This window comes from Leisingera daeponensis, from assembly GCF_019801465.1.
In the GTDB taxonomy this organism is placed as follows: Bacteria; Pseudomonadota; Alphaproteobacteria; order Rhodobacterales; family Rhodobacteraceae; genus Leisingera; species Leisingera daeponensis_A.
On record NZ_JAHVJA010000001.1, the window covers coordinates 539,107 to 553,464 of the forward strand.

16 protein-coding genes and 1 tRNA gene are annotated in these 14,358 nt (G+C 60.9%); 9 read left to right on the top strand and 8 right to left on the bottom strand.

Annotated elements, in window-relative coordinates; all coding sequences use genetic code 11:
* Window positions 1–50: 50 nt before the first annotated feature.
* The 4 genes from KUV26_RS02620 to KUV26_RS02635 all read left to right on the top strand — a co-directional run bounded on the left by KUV26_RS02620 (window position 51) and on the right by KUV26_RS02635 (window position 4,716).
* On the top strand, window positions 51–629 hold the full coding sequence (locus tag KUV26_RS02620) for an outer membrane protein (RefSeq protein ID WP_222502576.1): 579 nt from the start codon (window positions 51–53) through the stop codon (window positions 627–629).
* Window positions 630–933: 304 nt separating this feature from the next.
* Window positions 934–2,316, top strand: coding sequence for a cysteine--tRNA ligase (cysS, locus tag KUV26_RS02625; protein WP_222507215.1), 1,383 nt, complete (start codon window positions 934–936; stop codon window positions 2,314–2,316).
* Window positions 2,316–3,950 carry a citramalate synthase gene (cimA, locus tag KUV26_RS02630; RefSeq protein WP_222507216.1) on the top strand — a complete coding sequence of 545 codons (1,635 nt, stop codon included), beginning with the start codon at window positions 2,316–2,318 and terminating at the stop codon, window positions 3,948–3,950. Before cysS ends, cimA begins: the two co-directional genes overlap by 1 nt.
* The gene (locus tag KUV26_RS02635; protein WP_222507510.1) at window positions 3,940–4,716 is read left to right on the top strand and encodes a squalene/phytoene synthase family protein; all 777 of its coding nucleotides are present in this window, start codon (window positions 3,940–3,942) and stop codon (window positions 4,714–4,716) included. The genes cimA and KUV26_RS02635 overlap by 11 nt, the downstream gene beginning before the upstream one ends.
* Window positions 4,717–4,789: 73 nt before the next feature.
* Here the strand turns inward: KUV26_RS02635 and KUV26_RS02640 are convergent, their stop codons facing one another.
* Window positions 4,790–6,007: an MFS transporter gene (locus KUV26_RS02640; RefSeq protein WP_222507217.1), complete on the bottom strand. Its 1,218-nt coding sequence runs from the start codon at window positions 6,005–6,007 to the stop codon at window positions 4,790–4,792.
* Here KUV26_RS02640 and KUV26_RS02645 point away from each other — a divergent pair, their 5' ends adjacent.
* Entirely contained in the window at window positions 6,008–6,754 is a 747-nt protein-coding gene (locus KUV26_RS02645; RefSeq protein WP_261399709.1) for a DNA-3-methyladenine glycosylase family protein, read from the top strand.
* Window positions 6,751–7,416, top strand: a complete 666-nt coding sequence (locus tag KUV26_RS02650; protein WP_222507218.1) for an alpha/beta hydrolase — start codon at window positions 6,751–6,753, stop codon at window positions 7,414–7,416. Before KUV26_RS02645 ends, KUV26_RS02650 begins: the two co-directional genes overlap by 4 nt.
* Window positions 7,417–7,452: 36 nt before the next feature.
* On the opposite strand, the gene KUV26_RS02655 is transcribed toward KUV26_RS02650, so the two are convergent.
* Both KUV26_RS02655 and KUV26_RS02660 read right to left on the bottom strand, forming a co-directional pair.
* Window positions 7,453–7,875 carry a VOC family protein gene (locus tag KUV26_RS02655; protein ID WP_222507219.1) on the bottom strand — a complete coding sequence of 141 codons (423 nt, stop codon included), beginning with the start codon at window positions 7,873–7,875 and terminating at the stop codon, window positions 7,453–7,455.
* Between the two features lie 12 nt (window positions 7,876–7,887).
* Window positions 7,888–8,541: a pseudouridine synthase gene (locus KUV26_RS02660; RefSeq protein WP_222507220.1), complete on the bottom strand. Its 654-nt coding sequence runs from the start codon at window positions 8,539–8,541 to the stop codon at window positions 7,888–7,890.
* Window positions 8,542–8,770: 229 nt separating this feature from the next.
* Here KUV26_RS02660 and KUV26_RS02665 point away from each other — a divergent pair, with 229 nt between their 5' ends.
* A complete protein-coding gene (locus tag KUV26_RS02665; RefSeq protein WP_019297838.1) occupies window positions 8,771–9,355 on the top strand; it encodes an HNH endonuclease in 585 nt (194 codons plus the stop codon).
* A 195-nt stretch (window positions 9,356–9,550) separates the two neighbouring features.
* Here the strand turns inward: KUV26_RS02665 and KUV26_RS02670 are convergent, their stop codons facing one another.
* Genes KUV26_RS02670 through rocF form a run of 3 tightly spaced genes read right to left on the bottom strand, consistent with a single transcriptional unit; the run spans window position 9,551 to window position 12,446 of the window.
* Window positions 9,551–10,597 carry an ornithine cyclodeaminase gene (locus tag KUV26_RS02670; RefSeq protein ID WP_222502583.1) on the bottom strand — a complete coding sequence of 349 codons (1,047 nt, stop codon included), beginning with the start codon at window positions 10,595–10,597 and terminating at the stop codon, window positions 9,551–9,553.
* On the bottom strand, window positions 10,594–11,523 hold the full coding sequence (gene ctlX, locus KUV26_RS02675) for a citrulline utilization hydrolase CtlX (protein ID WP_222507221.1): 930 nt from the start codon (window positions 11,521–11,523) through the stop codon (window positions 10,594–10,596). The genes KUV26_RS02670 and ctlX overlap by 4 nt, the downstream gene beginning before the upstream one ends.
* The gene (gene rocF / locus KUV26_RS02680) at window positions 11,520–12,446 is read right to left on the bottom strand and encodes an arginase (RefSeq protein ID WP_222502585.1); all 927 of its coding nucleotides are present in this window, start codon (window positions 12,444–12,446) and stop codon (window positions 11,520–11,522) included. Before rocF ends, ctlX begins: the two co-directional genes overlap by 4 nt.
* 112 nt (window positions 12,447–12,558) lie before the next feature.
* Between rocF and KUV26_RS02685 the strand changes: the two genes are divergently transcribed.
* Window positions 12,559–12,984, top strand: coding sequence for an Lrp/AsnC family transcriptional regulator (locus tag KUV26_RS02685; protein ID WP_222502726.1), 426 nt, complete (start codon window positions 12,559–12,561; stop codon window positions 12,982–12,984).
* A 62-nt stretch (window positions 12,985–13,046) separates the two neighbouring features.
* Here the strand turns inward: KUV26_RS02685 and KUV26_RS02690 are convergent, their stop codons facing one another.
* Window positions 13,047–13,514 carry a disulfide bond formation protein B gene (locus KUV26_RS02690; RefSeq protein ID WP_222507222.1) on the bottom strand — a complete coding sequence of 156 codons (468 nt, stop codon included), beginning with the start codon at window positions 13,512–13,514 and terminating at the stop codon, window positions 13,047–13,049.
* A 2-nt stretch (window positions 13,515–13,516) separates the two neighbouring features.
* Window positions 13,517–14,095, bottom strand: a complete 579-nt coding sequence (locus tag KUV26_RS02695) for a YqaA family protein (RefSeq protein WP_222502587.1) — start codon at window positions 14,093–14,095, stop codon at window positions 13,517–13,519.
* Window positions 14,096–14,259: 164 nt separating this feature from the next.
* On the opposite strand from KUV26_RS02695, the gene KUV26_RS02700 reads away from it, so the two are divergent.
* Window positions 14,260–14,345 (top strand) — tRNA-Leu (locus KUV26_RS02700).
* The last annotated feature ends 13 nt before the right edge of the window (window positions 14,346–14,358 follow it).

Below are 14,358 nucleotides of genomic sequence, written 5' to 3' on the forward strand. Positions count from 1 at the left end.
GGCGTCAACGGCGCACAACTTGCGCCGGGACTGCAAAAGGAGAAGTCTAAATGACTCGTTTCGTAGCTATGACAGCCATCGCAACCGTAATGGGCAGTGCGGCCTTTGCCGGCAATCTGATTGAGCCGGTGGTCGAACCTGCGCCGGCACCCGCTCCGGTAGTGGTCAATGAGGGCGGCGATTGGACCGGTTTCTATCTGGGTGGTCAGGTTGGCCAATTGGACGCGGATGCCAGCAACGGTGCCTCCGGCGATGACACCGCTTATGGTGTTCATGCCGGGTATAATTATGATTTTGGCCGTTTTGTTTTGGGCGGCGAACTGGACTATGACGCGACAGACCTGGATCTGGGCGGCGGTGCAACAGTCGACTCGGTGGCCCGCGCCAAGGTGAAAGCCGGCTATGATTTCGGCCGGGTGCTGGCGTATGTGACCGGCGGTGTGGCTGAAGCTGACAGCTCGCTGGGCAGCGAAACCGGCGATTTCTACGGCGTCGGTGTGGCCTACCAGGTGACCGACCAGTGGCAGATCGGCGGTGAAGTGCTGGAGCACGACTTTGACCAGTTCGGCTCTTCAGGCGTCGGCGCGGACGCTACCTCTGTGTCGTTGCGTGCGTCCTTCAAGTTCTAAATGGACATAGACACCGGCGCGGCACTCCTGTTCCGCCGCGCCGCTGGCCGCCCGTTCTGTACCCAAGGCAGGCCGGGCGGCCTCTGCTGTTTGAAGGCTGCCAAAAGACTTGGCGGAGCCGTTGCCCCGTGCTAAGCAGCCTGCATGAGCCAAAAATGCACCGCCACTATCTGCTGCATTACCTGCTGACATATCAGCGGGCTGGTTTCTGTCGTTTTCATTTCCCTGACAAGTTGCTAAGCCCGCGCAGTGCGCAACGGGTGATGCCTGCCGTGTTCGGCTGGGCATGCGAAAGGAACCAGGCATGGGAACCATGGACAGAGTGATCAAGCTGCAGAACACGAAGACCCGCAAGAAAGAGGTCTTTGAGCCGGTCGACGCCAGCAACGTGCGGATGTATGTCTGCGGCCCCACTGTCTATGACCGGGCGCATCTGGGCAATGCGCGGCCGGTGGTGGTGTTCGATGTTCTCTACCGGTTGCTGCGCGAGGTTTATGGCGTTGAACAAGTGACTTACGCCCGGAACTTCACTGACGTCGACGACAAGATCAACGCCCGCGCAGCCGAGAGCGGTCGTGCGATCGGCGACATTACCGCCGAGACGACGCAGTGGTTTCTGGATGACATGGGCGAGCTTGGCGCGCTGGAGCCGAACCACATGCCGCGGGCAACCGAATTCATCCCGCAAATGGTGGCGATGATCGAGGATCTGATCGCGAGGGGACATGCCTATGCGGCGGAGGGCCACGTGCTGTTTGCCGTCGAAAGCTGGAAGGAGCTTTACGGCAAGCTGTCGGGGCGTTCCGTTGATGACATGATCGCCGGTGCCCGGGTCGAGGTGGCGCCTTACAAAAAAAATCCGATGGATTTCGTGCTGTGGAAACCTTCCACCGATGACCTGCCGGGCTGGGACAGCCCCTGGGGCCGCGGGCGTCCCGGCTGGCACATCGAATGCTCCGCAATGTCTTATGAACTGCTGGGCGAGACTTTCGATATTCACGGCGGCGGGAACGATCTCATGTTCCCGCACCATGAGAATGAAATCGCGCAAAGCTGCTGCGCACACCCGGAAGGAGAGTTTGCCCGTTTCTGGCTGCATAATGAGATGCTTCAGGTGGAAGGCAAAAAGATGTCCAAATCACTGGGCAACTTCTTCACCGTGCGCGACCTGCTGGACCAGGGCTACCCCGGTGAGGTGATCCGGCTGGTGTTCCTGCAAACTCACTACCGCAAGCCGATGGACTGGACCGACAAGAAGGCCAAGGAAGCTGAGGCGACGCTGCGCAAGTGGCGGGCGCTGACCGCGGGCATCGAACCCGCGCCCAGTGCTGCCGCCGCGGTGCTGGATGCACTGGCCGATGATCTGAACTCCGCGGGTGCAATCGCCGAGCTGCACAAGCTCGCAGCAGCGGGCGATGCCGCCGGGCTGCTGGCGTCGGCACAAATGCTGGGGCTGCTGACCGAAGACATGGGCGCGTGGGCGTCTGCACCTTCTATCGACCTTTCCGCATATGAGGCAAAGCTGTTCGAAGCCCGTCAGAAGGCTATGGAAAGCAAGAACTTTTCGGAAGTCGACGAGCTGAAGGCGGCCTTTGTCGAAGCGGGACTGGAAGTACGGATGAGCAAGGCCGGGGTGGAACTGGTGCCGGGCGCCGGGTTCGACCCCGACAGGCTGGAGGCGCTTTGATGGCCAAAGAGCGCCTCTATCTTTACGACACAACCCTGCGTGACGGGCAGCAAACTCAGGGCGTGCAATTCTCCACCGAAGAGAAAAAGCAGATCGCGCAGGCGCTGGACGGTCTGGGCATCGACTATATCGAGGGCGGCTGGCCGGGGGCCAACCCGACCGACAGCGCGTTCTTTGAGGAGGCGCCGCGGACCCGTGCCACCATGACCGCTTTCGGCATGACCAAGCGCGCAGGCCGGTCGGCGGAAAACGACGATGTGCTGGCCGCGGTGATGAACGCGGGAACCCGGGCTGTGTGCCTGGTCGGCAAGAGCCATGATTACCACGTGACCCATGCACTGGGGATCACGCTGGAAGAGAACCTAGAGAGCATCCGCGCTTCGGTCGCCCATATTGTGGCCCAGGGTCGCGAGGCGCTGTTTGATGCCGAGCATTTCTTTGACGGATATAAGGACAACCCGGAATACGCCCTTGCGGCCTGCCGAGCGGCGCTGGAGGCGGGGGCGCGCTGGGTGGTGCTGTGCGACACCAATGGCGGAGCGCTGCCGGCGGAGGTCCATCGGATCGTCGGCGAGGTGGTCGGATCCGGTATCTCAGGTGAGAAATTGGGCATACATACCCATAACGACACAGAAAATGCCGTGGCCTGCTCTTTGGCGGCGGTGGATGCCGGGGCGCGGCAGATCCAGGGTACTCTGAACGGTCTGGGTGAACGCTGCGGCAATGCAAACCTGACCGCTCTGATCCCGACGCTGCTTTTGAAAGAGCCCTATGCCAGCAAGTACGAAACCTGCGTAAGCCAAAAAGCCTTGGCCGGTCTGACCCGGACCAGCCGGATGCTGGATGATATCCTGAACCGGGTTCCAGTGCGGCAGGCAGCCTATGTGGGGGCCTCGGCTTTTGCCCATAAAGCAGGGCTGCATGCCAGTGCGATCCTGAAAGACCCGTCCACTTATGAGCACATCGAGCCTGGCAAGGTCGGCAATGCGCGGGTGATCCCGATGTCGAACCAGGCCGGGCAGTCGAACCTGCGCAAGCGTTTGACCGATGCAGGGCTGACCGTCGACAAAGGCAACCCGGCGCTGGCCCGGATCCTAGAGCGGATCAAGGAGCGCGAAGCGGAGGGGTATTCCTACGACACCGCGCAGGCCTCGTTCGAACTGCTGGCGCGCAAAGAGTTGGGCCAGTTGCCGGATTTTTTTGAGGTCAAGCGCTACAAGGTCACCGTTGAGCGGCGCAAGAACAAGTACAACCGGATGGTGAGCCTGTCCGAGGCGGTTGTGGTGGTGAAGGTTGACGGCGAAAAACGGTTGTCCGTCAGCGAGTCGCTGGACGAAACCGGCAGCGACCGCGGTCCGGTCAACGCGCTGGCCCGGGCGCTGAGCAAGGACCTTGGGCGCTATTCGGCGCAGCTCGAGGACATGCGGCTGGTGGACTTCAAGGTGCGTATCACACAGGGCGGCACGGAGGCGGTCACGCGGGTCATCATCGACAGTGAGGACAGCCAAGGCCATCGCTGGTCCACGGTCGGCGTCAGCCCGAACATAATAGATGCCTCTTTCGAGGCGCTGCTGGATGCAATCCGCTGGAAGCTGATCCATGACAGCGGAGCCGGGCAGGCGGATGCTGTTTGACACCGATCTGACCGCTTGCGCGGACCTGGTGCAGAAAAGCGATCCGGACCGGTTTCTTGCCACCATGGCTGCGCCGGTTCCGGCGCGGCCGCTGCTGTTTGCATTGTATGCCTTCAATATAGAACTGGCGCGGGCGCCCTGGGCCAGCCAGGAGAGCATGATTGCCGAGATGCGGGTGCAGTGGTGGCGCGATGTCGGGGCGGAGATCGCCGAGGGGAAGCCGGTCCGCCGCCACTATGTTGCGACGCCGCTTTCCCGGCTTCTGAGGCCCGAATTGGCCGCCTGTATCGATGGGATGGCAGAGGCGCGGCGCTGGGACATTTACAACGACCCTTTTGAAGATGAGACGGAGTTTGACCGCTACATCGACTTCACCAGCGGTTCTCTGATGTGGATGGCGGCAGCTTCCTTGGGGCCGGCGGAGGAAGCAGTGGTCAGGAATTTCGGCTATGGCGCGGGTGTTGCCAGCTGGCTGCGCGCGATCCCTGAACTGGAGGCGCAGAAGCGGGTTCCGCTTTTGGATGGCACCTTGGAAGGTGTGCAAGCTTTGGCGCGAAAGGGGTTGAAAAAACTAAAAGAAGCACGTTTTTCGAGGGCGGCTGTTTCGAAGCCAGCCGGGGCAGCGCTGCTCGCAGGCTGGCAGGCGGAAGCGGTTTTGAAACAGGCCATCCGAGAACCCGAGCGGGTTGCGCAGGGGGCCCTAGGATTGAGCGAGTTCCGGCGCCGCGCGGGTTTGATGCGGCGGGCGGTCTCTGGCCGCTGGTAAGGAGACGCCGTAAAGAAGGACGCCCGTTTGGGCGCTCTTTTTTGAATTTGTCCGTGTTTCCGGACTGGACCTGTCAGGCCTCCTTGGGCCGCATCACCAGCCACATCAGCGCGCCGCCTGCCAGCACAAGGAAGGGCGCCATCGCCATGTTGACCGCATTCCAGCCATCAACCGGATTGCCGCCGGAGCAGTTCATTAGACCGCCGGAGGCCAGAGAGGCCATGGTCACGCCGCCAAATACCAGAAGATCGTTCAGCCCTTGCATGCGGCCTTTCTCATGGCTGTCATGGGCACCCGCCAGCATCGTGGTAGCGCCGATAAAGCCGAAATTCCAACCAATGCCGAGCAGAACTAGGGCAATGAAGAAGTTTTCCAGTTCCACGCCCTGGAGCGCTACTGCGCCGGCGCCTGCGAGGATGACGAGACCCGCGGCGACAATTTTCTCCACTCCGAAGCGGGCGATCAGATGGCCGGTGAAGAACGATGGCACATACATTGCCAGGACGTGGAAAGTGACCACGTCGGCAGCGTTGCCCTCAGTGAAACCGCAGCCCATTACCGCAAGGGGGGTCGAAGTCATGACCAGGTTCATCAGCGCGTAAGAAACCATGGCGCAGATCACAGAGACAGCAATAACCGGCGTTTTCAGAAGCTCAAGGCGGCTGCGGCCCTGGGGGCTGTCCTGACTGGGTGCAGGCGGCCTTGGGATGTCCAGAAACAGGAACAGGGCTGCGCCCAGAACGTTCACGGCAATCACCGCCAAATACGTGCCAAGGAATGGAATAACAAAGGCTTGGCTGGTGGCCTTCACAATCTGCGGGCCAATGACAGCAGCCGCCAGCCCGCCGGCCATCACATAGGAAATCGCCTTGGGCCGGAATCCCTCGGACGCTGTATCGGCCGCCGCAAAGCGGTAAAAACCATGCGCGCTCATGTAGATGCCGGTCAGCAGACTGCCGAGAAGGAAGATTGGGAAGGAGCCGAGATACAGCCCGTATGCACCGATGAGCCCGCCAAGGGCGCCAAAGGCTGCGCCGGTGAAGAAACCGGCGCGGCGGCCCCAGCGTTGCATTATGGCCGAGATGGGCGTGGCCGCCAGCATCGAGCCGCCCACAATCAGCGAGATCGGCAGCGTTGCAAAGCAGGGGTTGGATGCAAGCGACTGGCCGGCCAGGCCGCCAACGATGAAAATCATCGGCATCTGCGCGCCGAGAATGGCCTGGGCCAGCACCAGGATGGCAACGTTTTTCTTGGCGACCGCGTCGCTGGGGGTGGTCATGGTCATGCTCATATGGGATGCGTAGCGGTGAACATGTGGCGGGGCAAGCCGCTTGCTGCACAGGAAGGCTCCCGTTTTGCCGGAGCCGGAGGGGGTGACGTGGCGTCAGATCAGCCAAAGTTTCTGCCCGGCGCAGGCCGTATCATCCAGTGCGACGCCTGCGTTTCTGAAGGCGCGGACTGGCTGGCCGCTTTGGACAGCCGGTTTGCCCGCGCGCTCGAGCTGACCGGGCCGCTTCCGCTGCGGCGCAAGCCGGAAGGTTTTGCCGAACTGCTGAGCGCAATTGTCAGCCAGCAGGTGAGCGTCGCTTCTGCCAATGCGATTTGGAAGCGGATGAAAGAAGCAAAACTGACCGGCCCGCGCAAGATTCAGTGGGCAACAGACGAAGACCTGCGCGCGGCCGGCCTCAGCCGCCAGAAAATCCGCTATGCCCGGGCGCTGGCGGAAGCACGAATTGATTTCAAGGCGTTGCGGAATACTCCTGATGCGGAGGTGATTGCTACGCTTGTCCAGGTGCCGGGGATCGGCGTCTGGACGGCGGAGATCTACGCGATGTTCTCGTTGGGCCGCGCGGATGTGTTTGCGCATGGCGATCTGGCGCTTCAGGAGGCCGCGCGGGTGCTGTTCGATCTGCCTGCGCGCCCGAAGGAGCGGGAGATGCGGCAAATCGCCGAGGCCTGGTCGCCGTGGCGCTCGGTTGCGGCGCGCATTCTGTGGGCCTATTACCGTGTGGCGAAGGACAGGGAAGGAATCCGATGACTCGTGTACTGAATGCTGGCCGCAAGGAGCCGCTCTCCGGCGAAACCCGTTCTGTTGTGGTGTTCCTGCATGGCTACGGAGCCAACGGCGCAGACCTTCTGGGTCTTGCGGATCCGCTGGGAGAGCACCTGCCGGATACCCTGTTTGTGGCACCTGACGCGCCGGAGGCCTGTGCCGGCGCTCCATTTGGTTTCCAGTGGTTTCCGATCCCGTGGATCGACGGTTCCTCGGAAGAGGAAAGCATGCGCGGAATGCAGGCGGCGGTTGAGGATTTGAACGCCTTCCTGGATGCGCTGATGGTGGACGAGGACGTATTGCCTGAGCAGGTGGTGCTGTTCGGGTTCAGTCAAGGCACGATGATGAGCCTGCATGTCGCACCACGGCGAGAGGATCCGGTGGCGGGGATCGTAGCCTTCTCCGGACGCTTGCTGGCACCGGAACTGCTGAAGGATGAGGCCGTGTCCAAGATGCCGGTGCTGCTGGTGCATGGCGATCAGGATGACGTTGTGCCGGTGCAGTCGCTGCCTGAAGCCGCTGAAGCGCTGCAGGAGGCCGGGTTCCAAGACGTGTTTGCCCACATCCAGAAAGGCACGGCCCATGGCATTGCCCCGGATGGGCTGAGCGTGGCGCTTGCCTTCATGCGCGATAAACTGGGGCTGTAACCGTCTGGTTCCGATAGGTTTTTGCTGAGCGAAGGGTCAAGGCGCCCAAAGGTGCGGCTCAGCGATTTCTACCGAATTCCCAGCCGGATCCCGGAAGTAAACAGACCGGGCACCGCTGGGCCAGTCGAATTCCGCCTCGATCTCAACACCTGCAGACTGCAGCCGCTTGCGCATTTGCAGCAGTTGCTCGCGGGATTGAGAAAAACAAACATGTCCCGGGCCCTTGGCACCATGCGGCGGAACCGGCAGGCGCGGGTTTCCTGGCGCTTTCACAGTTTCAGCAGCATTGAACAGCAGCAGAACTGAACTGCCGCAGCGGAAAAAAACATGCCTGTTGGCGACCCGCTGAATGGCCTCCAGTCCCAGTAGCCCGCCATAGAATGCTTCAGCTGCATCCAAATCGTCCACATAAAGGGACGCTTCCAGGATCGCTTCGGGGGCAGGGGATTCTGGTTGCATGAAAGCAGGCTATCAGCGGCGGCGCGGCCTGTCACCTTTGCCTTGGCGCGGGGATGCGGCCTTTTGTCTGCGCGGAGGCTTCTGCGAGGGTTTCGGCGGGCCCGGCACGCGGGGCGGTTCCAGATCCTCCCAGGCGCCTTGCGCAAGCCCGTCCAGGGTCCAAGCGCCGATGCTGTATCGGATCAACCGCAGCGTGGGATGGCCAACGGCTGCTGTCATCCGCCGGATCTGGCGGTTGCGGCCTTCGCGGATCGCCAGTTCGATCCAGCTGTCGGGAACGGTTTTGCGGACGCGTACCGGCGGAGTGCGCGCCCAGAGGCCCAGCGGTTCCGGGATCAGCCGGGCCTTGGCGGGTTTGGTCATTCCGTCCTTGAGTTCAACACCTTCGGACAGCATCCGCAGCGCCTCGGCGCCGGGGATGCCCTCCACCTGAACCCAATAAGTCTTTTCCATCTTGTGCTTGGGATCGGTGATCCAGGACTGGAGCCGCCCGTTGTCTGTCAGCAGCATCAGGCCCTCGCTGTCGCGGTCAAGCCGGCCGGCGGCATAAACCCCCGGGCTGTCGATGTATTTGCTGAGCGTGGCGCGCGGGCTGTCTTCGCTGCCGCGGTCGGTGAATTGCGGCAGCACGTCATAAGGCTTGTTGAAGCGGATCAGGCGGGTCATGGCAAGGCAATATGCGGCCGGACGCGCCAGGGCAAGGGACCGCACGCGCCGGACCTGTGGATAACTGTCACGGCCCTGTCACGGAATCAGCTTAGCCACTGGCCGAGATATTGTGGATCATTGGGGCTTGTCAGGTGCCAACCACGATATATAGTCAAAGTCAGGCTGGGGCGGGTTCCCCGCTCTGGTTCCGGGAAACGGAAGATCAGGGCGAGGAAGACGTTCAAAAATGGATGGCGATTTCAGGGCAGAGTTTGTCAGATCTCCAGGGGCGCTGAAACAGCACCCCGCGCTGGTGCTGAATGCGGATTACCGGCCGCTTTCATATTACCCGCTTTCTCTATGGTCCTGGCAGGATGCAGTGAAGGCAGCCTGGCTCGACCGGGTGGCCATCGTGGCGGAGTATGACGAGGTGGTGCACAGTCCGAGTACCGAGATCCGAATACCGTCTGTGGTGGTTCTGAAAGATTATGTGAAACCTCAAAAGCGCGTGGCCTTCACGCGCTTTAATTTGTTTTTGCGGGATGAATTCTGTTGCCAGTACTGCGGCAGCAAGGGCGAACTGACGTTCGACCATGTGGTGCCGCGTGCTGCTGGCGGGGTGACGAGCTGGGAAAACGTGGTCGCAGCCTGCAGCCCGTGCAATCTGAAGAAAGGATCCAAGTCACTGCACCGGGCAGGGATGTCGCTTCGCAAACCTCCGCGGCGGCCGGGGGCCGAAGAACTACGGAATACGGGGCGCAAGTTCCCGCCGAACCATCTGCATGAAAGCTGGATGGACTTCCTGTACTGGGATACCGAATTGGATGCCTAAGAAGGCTGAAACTATGCCTCCCGCCGGAGGGTTCCGGCCTTTCCACCTGCAAAGGGCGTCCCGCTGAGGGAGAGCAGCGGTTCCGATCCCCAGGAATGCCGCGTGTATGCCCAGTTAAACTGGTGCAGGTGAAAAGGCCGAAGGTGCTGGCGGCCTCATTTCGGCGGGCCGCCTTGCATTCCGCTAAGATGCTTTTCAGCCTTTGGCGCGCTGCAGCATGCCGAACAGATCGCGCGGGTCATCCGGGTCAGCCAGCATGTCCAGATCAATGAAGTAATCAGTCCCCTTGATGCGGTCGCGGATGTAACGCAGGGCCGAAAAGTCCTCGATAGCAAAACCGACGCTGTCGAACAGGGTAATCTGGCGGTCGGCGGTGCGCCCCTGTTTCTTGCCCGCAATCACTTCCCACAACTCAGTCACGGCGAAGTCTTCTGGCATCTGCTGTATTTCGCCTTCGATCCGGGTTTGAGGCGGGTATTCCACAAAAACATCGGATCGGCTGAGGATGCCTGCGGCCAATTCGGTCTTGCCGGGGCAGTCACCGCCGATCGCGTTGATATGCACACCGCTGCCGACCATGTTGTCGGTCAGGATCGTGGCATACTGCTTGTCCGCGGTGCAGGTGGTGAGAATTTGAGCGCCCTCTATGGCTTCTTCAGGCGTTTTGCAGGAAACGACTTCAATGCCCAGGCCTTGCAGGTTGCGGGCGCATTTCTCGGTGGCTGCGGAATCTTTGTCATAAAGGCGCACGGATTTCAGGCCGATAATCGCCTTCATGGCCAGCGTCTGAAACTCCGACTGGGCACCGTTTCCAATCATAGCCATTGTCGTTGCGCCTTTAGGCGCCAGATACTTGGCAGCCATAGCTGATGTCGCCGCGGTCCGCAGGGCGGTCAGCATTGTCATTTCGGTCAGAAGCACCGGGTATCCGGTGTAGACATCCGCCAGCAGGCCGAATGCTGTGACGGTCTGCAGCCCTTCGGAAGTGTTCTTGGGGTGGCCGTTCACGTACTTGAACCCATAAGCCTCGCCGTCGGAAGTCGGCATCAGCTCAATCACGCCGACATCCGAATGGCTGGCAACGCGAGGGGTCTTATCAAACAGCTCCCAGCGCTTGAAATCATCCTCCACATAGGCGGCCAGATCGCGCAGCATCTGCTCGATGCCGACATGATGAATGAGACGCATCATGTTGTCGACGCTGACAAAAGGCACCAGCGCCTTGTCCGAAGGCTGTGTCATGCTGTTTTCCTTTCACGGGGGCTGAGATGGATGCCTGCCAGCATGCAGCGCACCGACCCGCCGGCGGTTTCGATTGTGGGAATGGTGAGCGGGAGCAGCTCCGCGCTCTGTTCAATGATGGAGGTCTGGTCCGGGCGAAGCGCCTGCAATGCGGTGGCGGAGAGCGCCAGAAGGCGACTGCGGCCTGTCAGCTCCAAAGCGTTGCCCGCAAAACTGGAGATCTGTTCCGGTGTCAGGTCAATAACCCGGCGCCCGGTTTCTTCCAGCCGCGCGGAAACTTCAGCGCGGCGCACAGGATCGACGATCATGCCTAGGCAGATCAGCGCATATTCCGTACCGATCCCCATCAGGACATTGGTGTGATAAACGTCGCGGCCTGCATCATCTTTGGCTTCGAACACCATGGGTTCAAAGTTGAAATGGGTGCAGAAGCGCTCCAGCAGCACTGGGTCGGCGCGGTTGGATTTCACTGTGTAGGCAATTCGGCCGATATGGTCGAGCACCATGGCGCCGGTGCCCTCCAGCGACAAACCGTCCTGCTCCAGGCCTGAATAATCGATCACGTCCTGCACGCGGTAGTCGCGCTTTAGAAGTTCGATAACATCCCAGCGGCGCTCCTTGCGCCGGTTTTCGGCGTACATCGGATACACCGCAACGTGGCCGCCGGCATGAGTGGAGAACCAGTTGTTCGGGAACACGCTGTCCGGTGTCTCGGTGGTGGTGTCGTCGAACACATGCACTGTGACACCGGCGCCACGCAGAGTTTCCACCGCGCCGTCAAACTCAGCCAGCGCTTGGGCCGATGTTGCCTGGGCCGAAGTGGTTGCCAGCGTTTGAAAAGCGTTGTCGCCTTTTGTTTCGGGATTTGACCGAAAGTGGTGCGGCCGCACCATCACCACTGCGGAAGGGGCTTGCAGGCTGCTCACTGGTAGCTCCGGGTCGGGCGGTCAAACACGCGGCGCCCGAGGGCGGAGGCGCAGAGATCGACCATCAAATGGGCTGTGCGGCCGCGTTCGTCCAGGAAGGGGTTCAATTCGACCAGATCCAGCGAGGTCATCAGCGCGGAATCATGCAGGATCTCGCAAACCAGATGCGCCTCGCGCACGGTTGCGCCGCCGGGAACGGTTGTGCCGACTGCCGGCGCAACCGACGGGTCCAGAAAATCAACGTCCAGAGACACATGCAGCATTCCGTTGGCTTGCGAGACCTGCTCCAGGAACCGGTTCAGCGGGCCGGCAATTCCGTTTTCGTCGATATGGCGCATGTCATGGGTCCGGATGCTGCTGTCCTCCAGTGCAAGACGCTCCTGCGTGTCGACGGACCGCAGGCCGATCATGCAGACATTTTCCTGCGGCACCGGGTTGGAAACTTCAGGAAAGCCTTCGAACCCGTTGCGGCCGGTGAAGTATCCGACCGGCGTTCCGTGCAGGTTGCCACTGCCAGTCGTCTGCGGTGTATGGAAATCAGTGTGTGCGTCCAGCCACAAAACAAACAGCGGGCGGCCTGCCTTGGCGGCGTGGTTGGCGGCTCCTGTAACCGAACCTAGGGACAGAGAATGGTCGCCGCCCAGAAAGATCGGCGTGCCCCGTTCCAGCGCTTCCTCGGCAGCTTTGGCGAGCCGTGAGGTCCAGCCGATGGTTTCGTTGCGGGCATAGATCAGGCCGTCATTGGTGTCTTCGGAATAGGCATCGGGCGCCATGTTCCCGAGGTCTTCGACAGTGTGGCCGAGTCCTTGAAGGGCTTCCGTGATGCCGGCCGTGCGGTAGGCGTCGGGGCCCATCAGGCAGCCGGCCCTGCGTTTGCCGCTGTCTACCGGGGCTCCAATCAGGATGCAGTGTTGTGCTGTCACGAAGTTGCTCTCCCAAGTTCTCAGAACTAATACCAGAAACCTCCGATTTGTGATGGAATCCAGCATCCATTTTGCTCATAATGAGTGCTGTTTGTTCGAAGTGGGGAGAAATATGGATAAAACGGATGAGCGGCTGGTGTCGGCGCTCCGCCACAACGCACGGGCGTCGCTTTCGGATTTGGCGCTGGAGTTGAATCTGTCGCGGACTACGGTTCGTTCACGGATCGAGCGGCTGCAGGCGCGGGGTGATATCCTGGGATTCTCGGTTGTGCTGAAGGAGGATGTCTTGCGAGATCCGGTGCGCGGGCTGATGCTGATCGGGATCGAAGGGCGCGGCACCAGCCGCATCACGCGGCAGCTTCAGGGCCTTCCTGAAGTGCGCGCCATTCACACCACCAACGGGCGCTGGGACCTGATTGTGGAACTGGGCACTGAGACGCTGGAAACCCTGGATGCTGCGCTGGCCAAGATCCGGACGTTCGAAGGGGTTGTGAGCAGCGAAACAAATTTGCTTCTGGCGACCAAGAAGGACACTTGACCGGCTTTTGTTTTTGCAATGCTGCCAGCAAGTTGGCGGCCGCATTGCAATTTTCCCGACGGTTAACCCTGCTTGCGGATATGGTTGGCCGCTGCAATCCATATCAAAGCAAGGCCAAAAGATGCGATTGCGTTCCAGCTGGCCATGGAGAGTGAGAGCATTTCCCAGGGAACCTCATCGCAACGCACCAGCGGAGCCGCCATGATCTGATCCATCAGTTGATCCGGAGACAGCCCGCCAATAGGGCCGGAAGTGCAGGTGGAGGGGCCTTCCCACCAGCCGCGTTCCACCCCAGTGTGAAAAACGCCGACCCCAGCGGTGGCCAGTGCCGCGAGGGCGCCAAGATAAGGCAGTACGGCGGCCGGGAAGATCAGCGCAAGGATGCCGATCCCTGCAGCCGCCGCGTGGGGATAACGCTGCCAGTAGCACAGTTTGCAGGGGGCCATTTCGCCAAGGTACTGGAACCCGAGTGCGCCAAGCAGAAGCGCTGCTGAGCCGCCAGCGGCCAATACGATCAGAAACCGGTGCATAATCAGATGAACCTCACCATCAGGAAGCCGCCGAACAGGACCACCATGAAGGCAGTGAATACCAGCCCGAGACGGCGTTCAATGAAGTCGCGGACTGGTGCTCCAAATTGCCAAAGCAAGCCGGCAACAAAGAAAAAACGCAGCGCCCGTGCGAGGATAGAGGTTGCAATGAACGTGCCAACCGGCATCCCGGTCCAGCCCGACATGATGGTGATCACCTTGTAGGGAAACGGTGTCACGCCAGCCCCCAGCACGGCCCAGAAGCCAAAGTCATTGAAACGGGTGTTGAACTCCGCCATGGCATCGCCTTTGCCCATCGCCTCCAGCACCGGCTGGCCGATGCTGTCATAGAAGAATGCGCCGATGGCATAGCCCAAAACGCCCCCTGCAACCGACGCCACGAGGGCCACCAACGCAACCAGCCATGCACGCGAAGGCCGCGCCAGGATCATCGGGATCATCAGCACGTCGGGCGGAATCGGGAAAACCGAACTTTCGGCAAAGGCGACAATTGCGAGGCACCACAGCGCCTTGGGGTGATCGGCCAATGCCATCGTCCGGTCATATAGCGGTTTCAGCATCCTGCGGCCTGCTTCCTCAACGGCGTTTGCCAAGGGACGTGGCATGCGCGCGGCGCCCCGTCAACCTTTGCTGGTGGTGAATTTGCCAACGGCTGCATTTTCGGCAGCAGAGACCTGTTTTGCCTCTGGACCTTGGCCGATTGCTTGGCTAGGAACAGAGCGTGGCCCAAGTGGCGGAATGGTAGACGCAGGGGATTCAAAATCCCCCGATGGCAACATCGTGAGAGTTCGAGTCTCTCCTTGGGCACCACCGCAATCCCCTA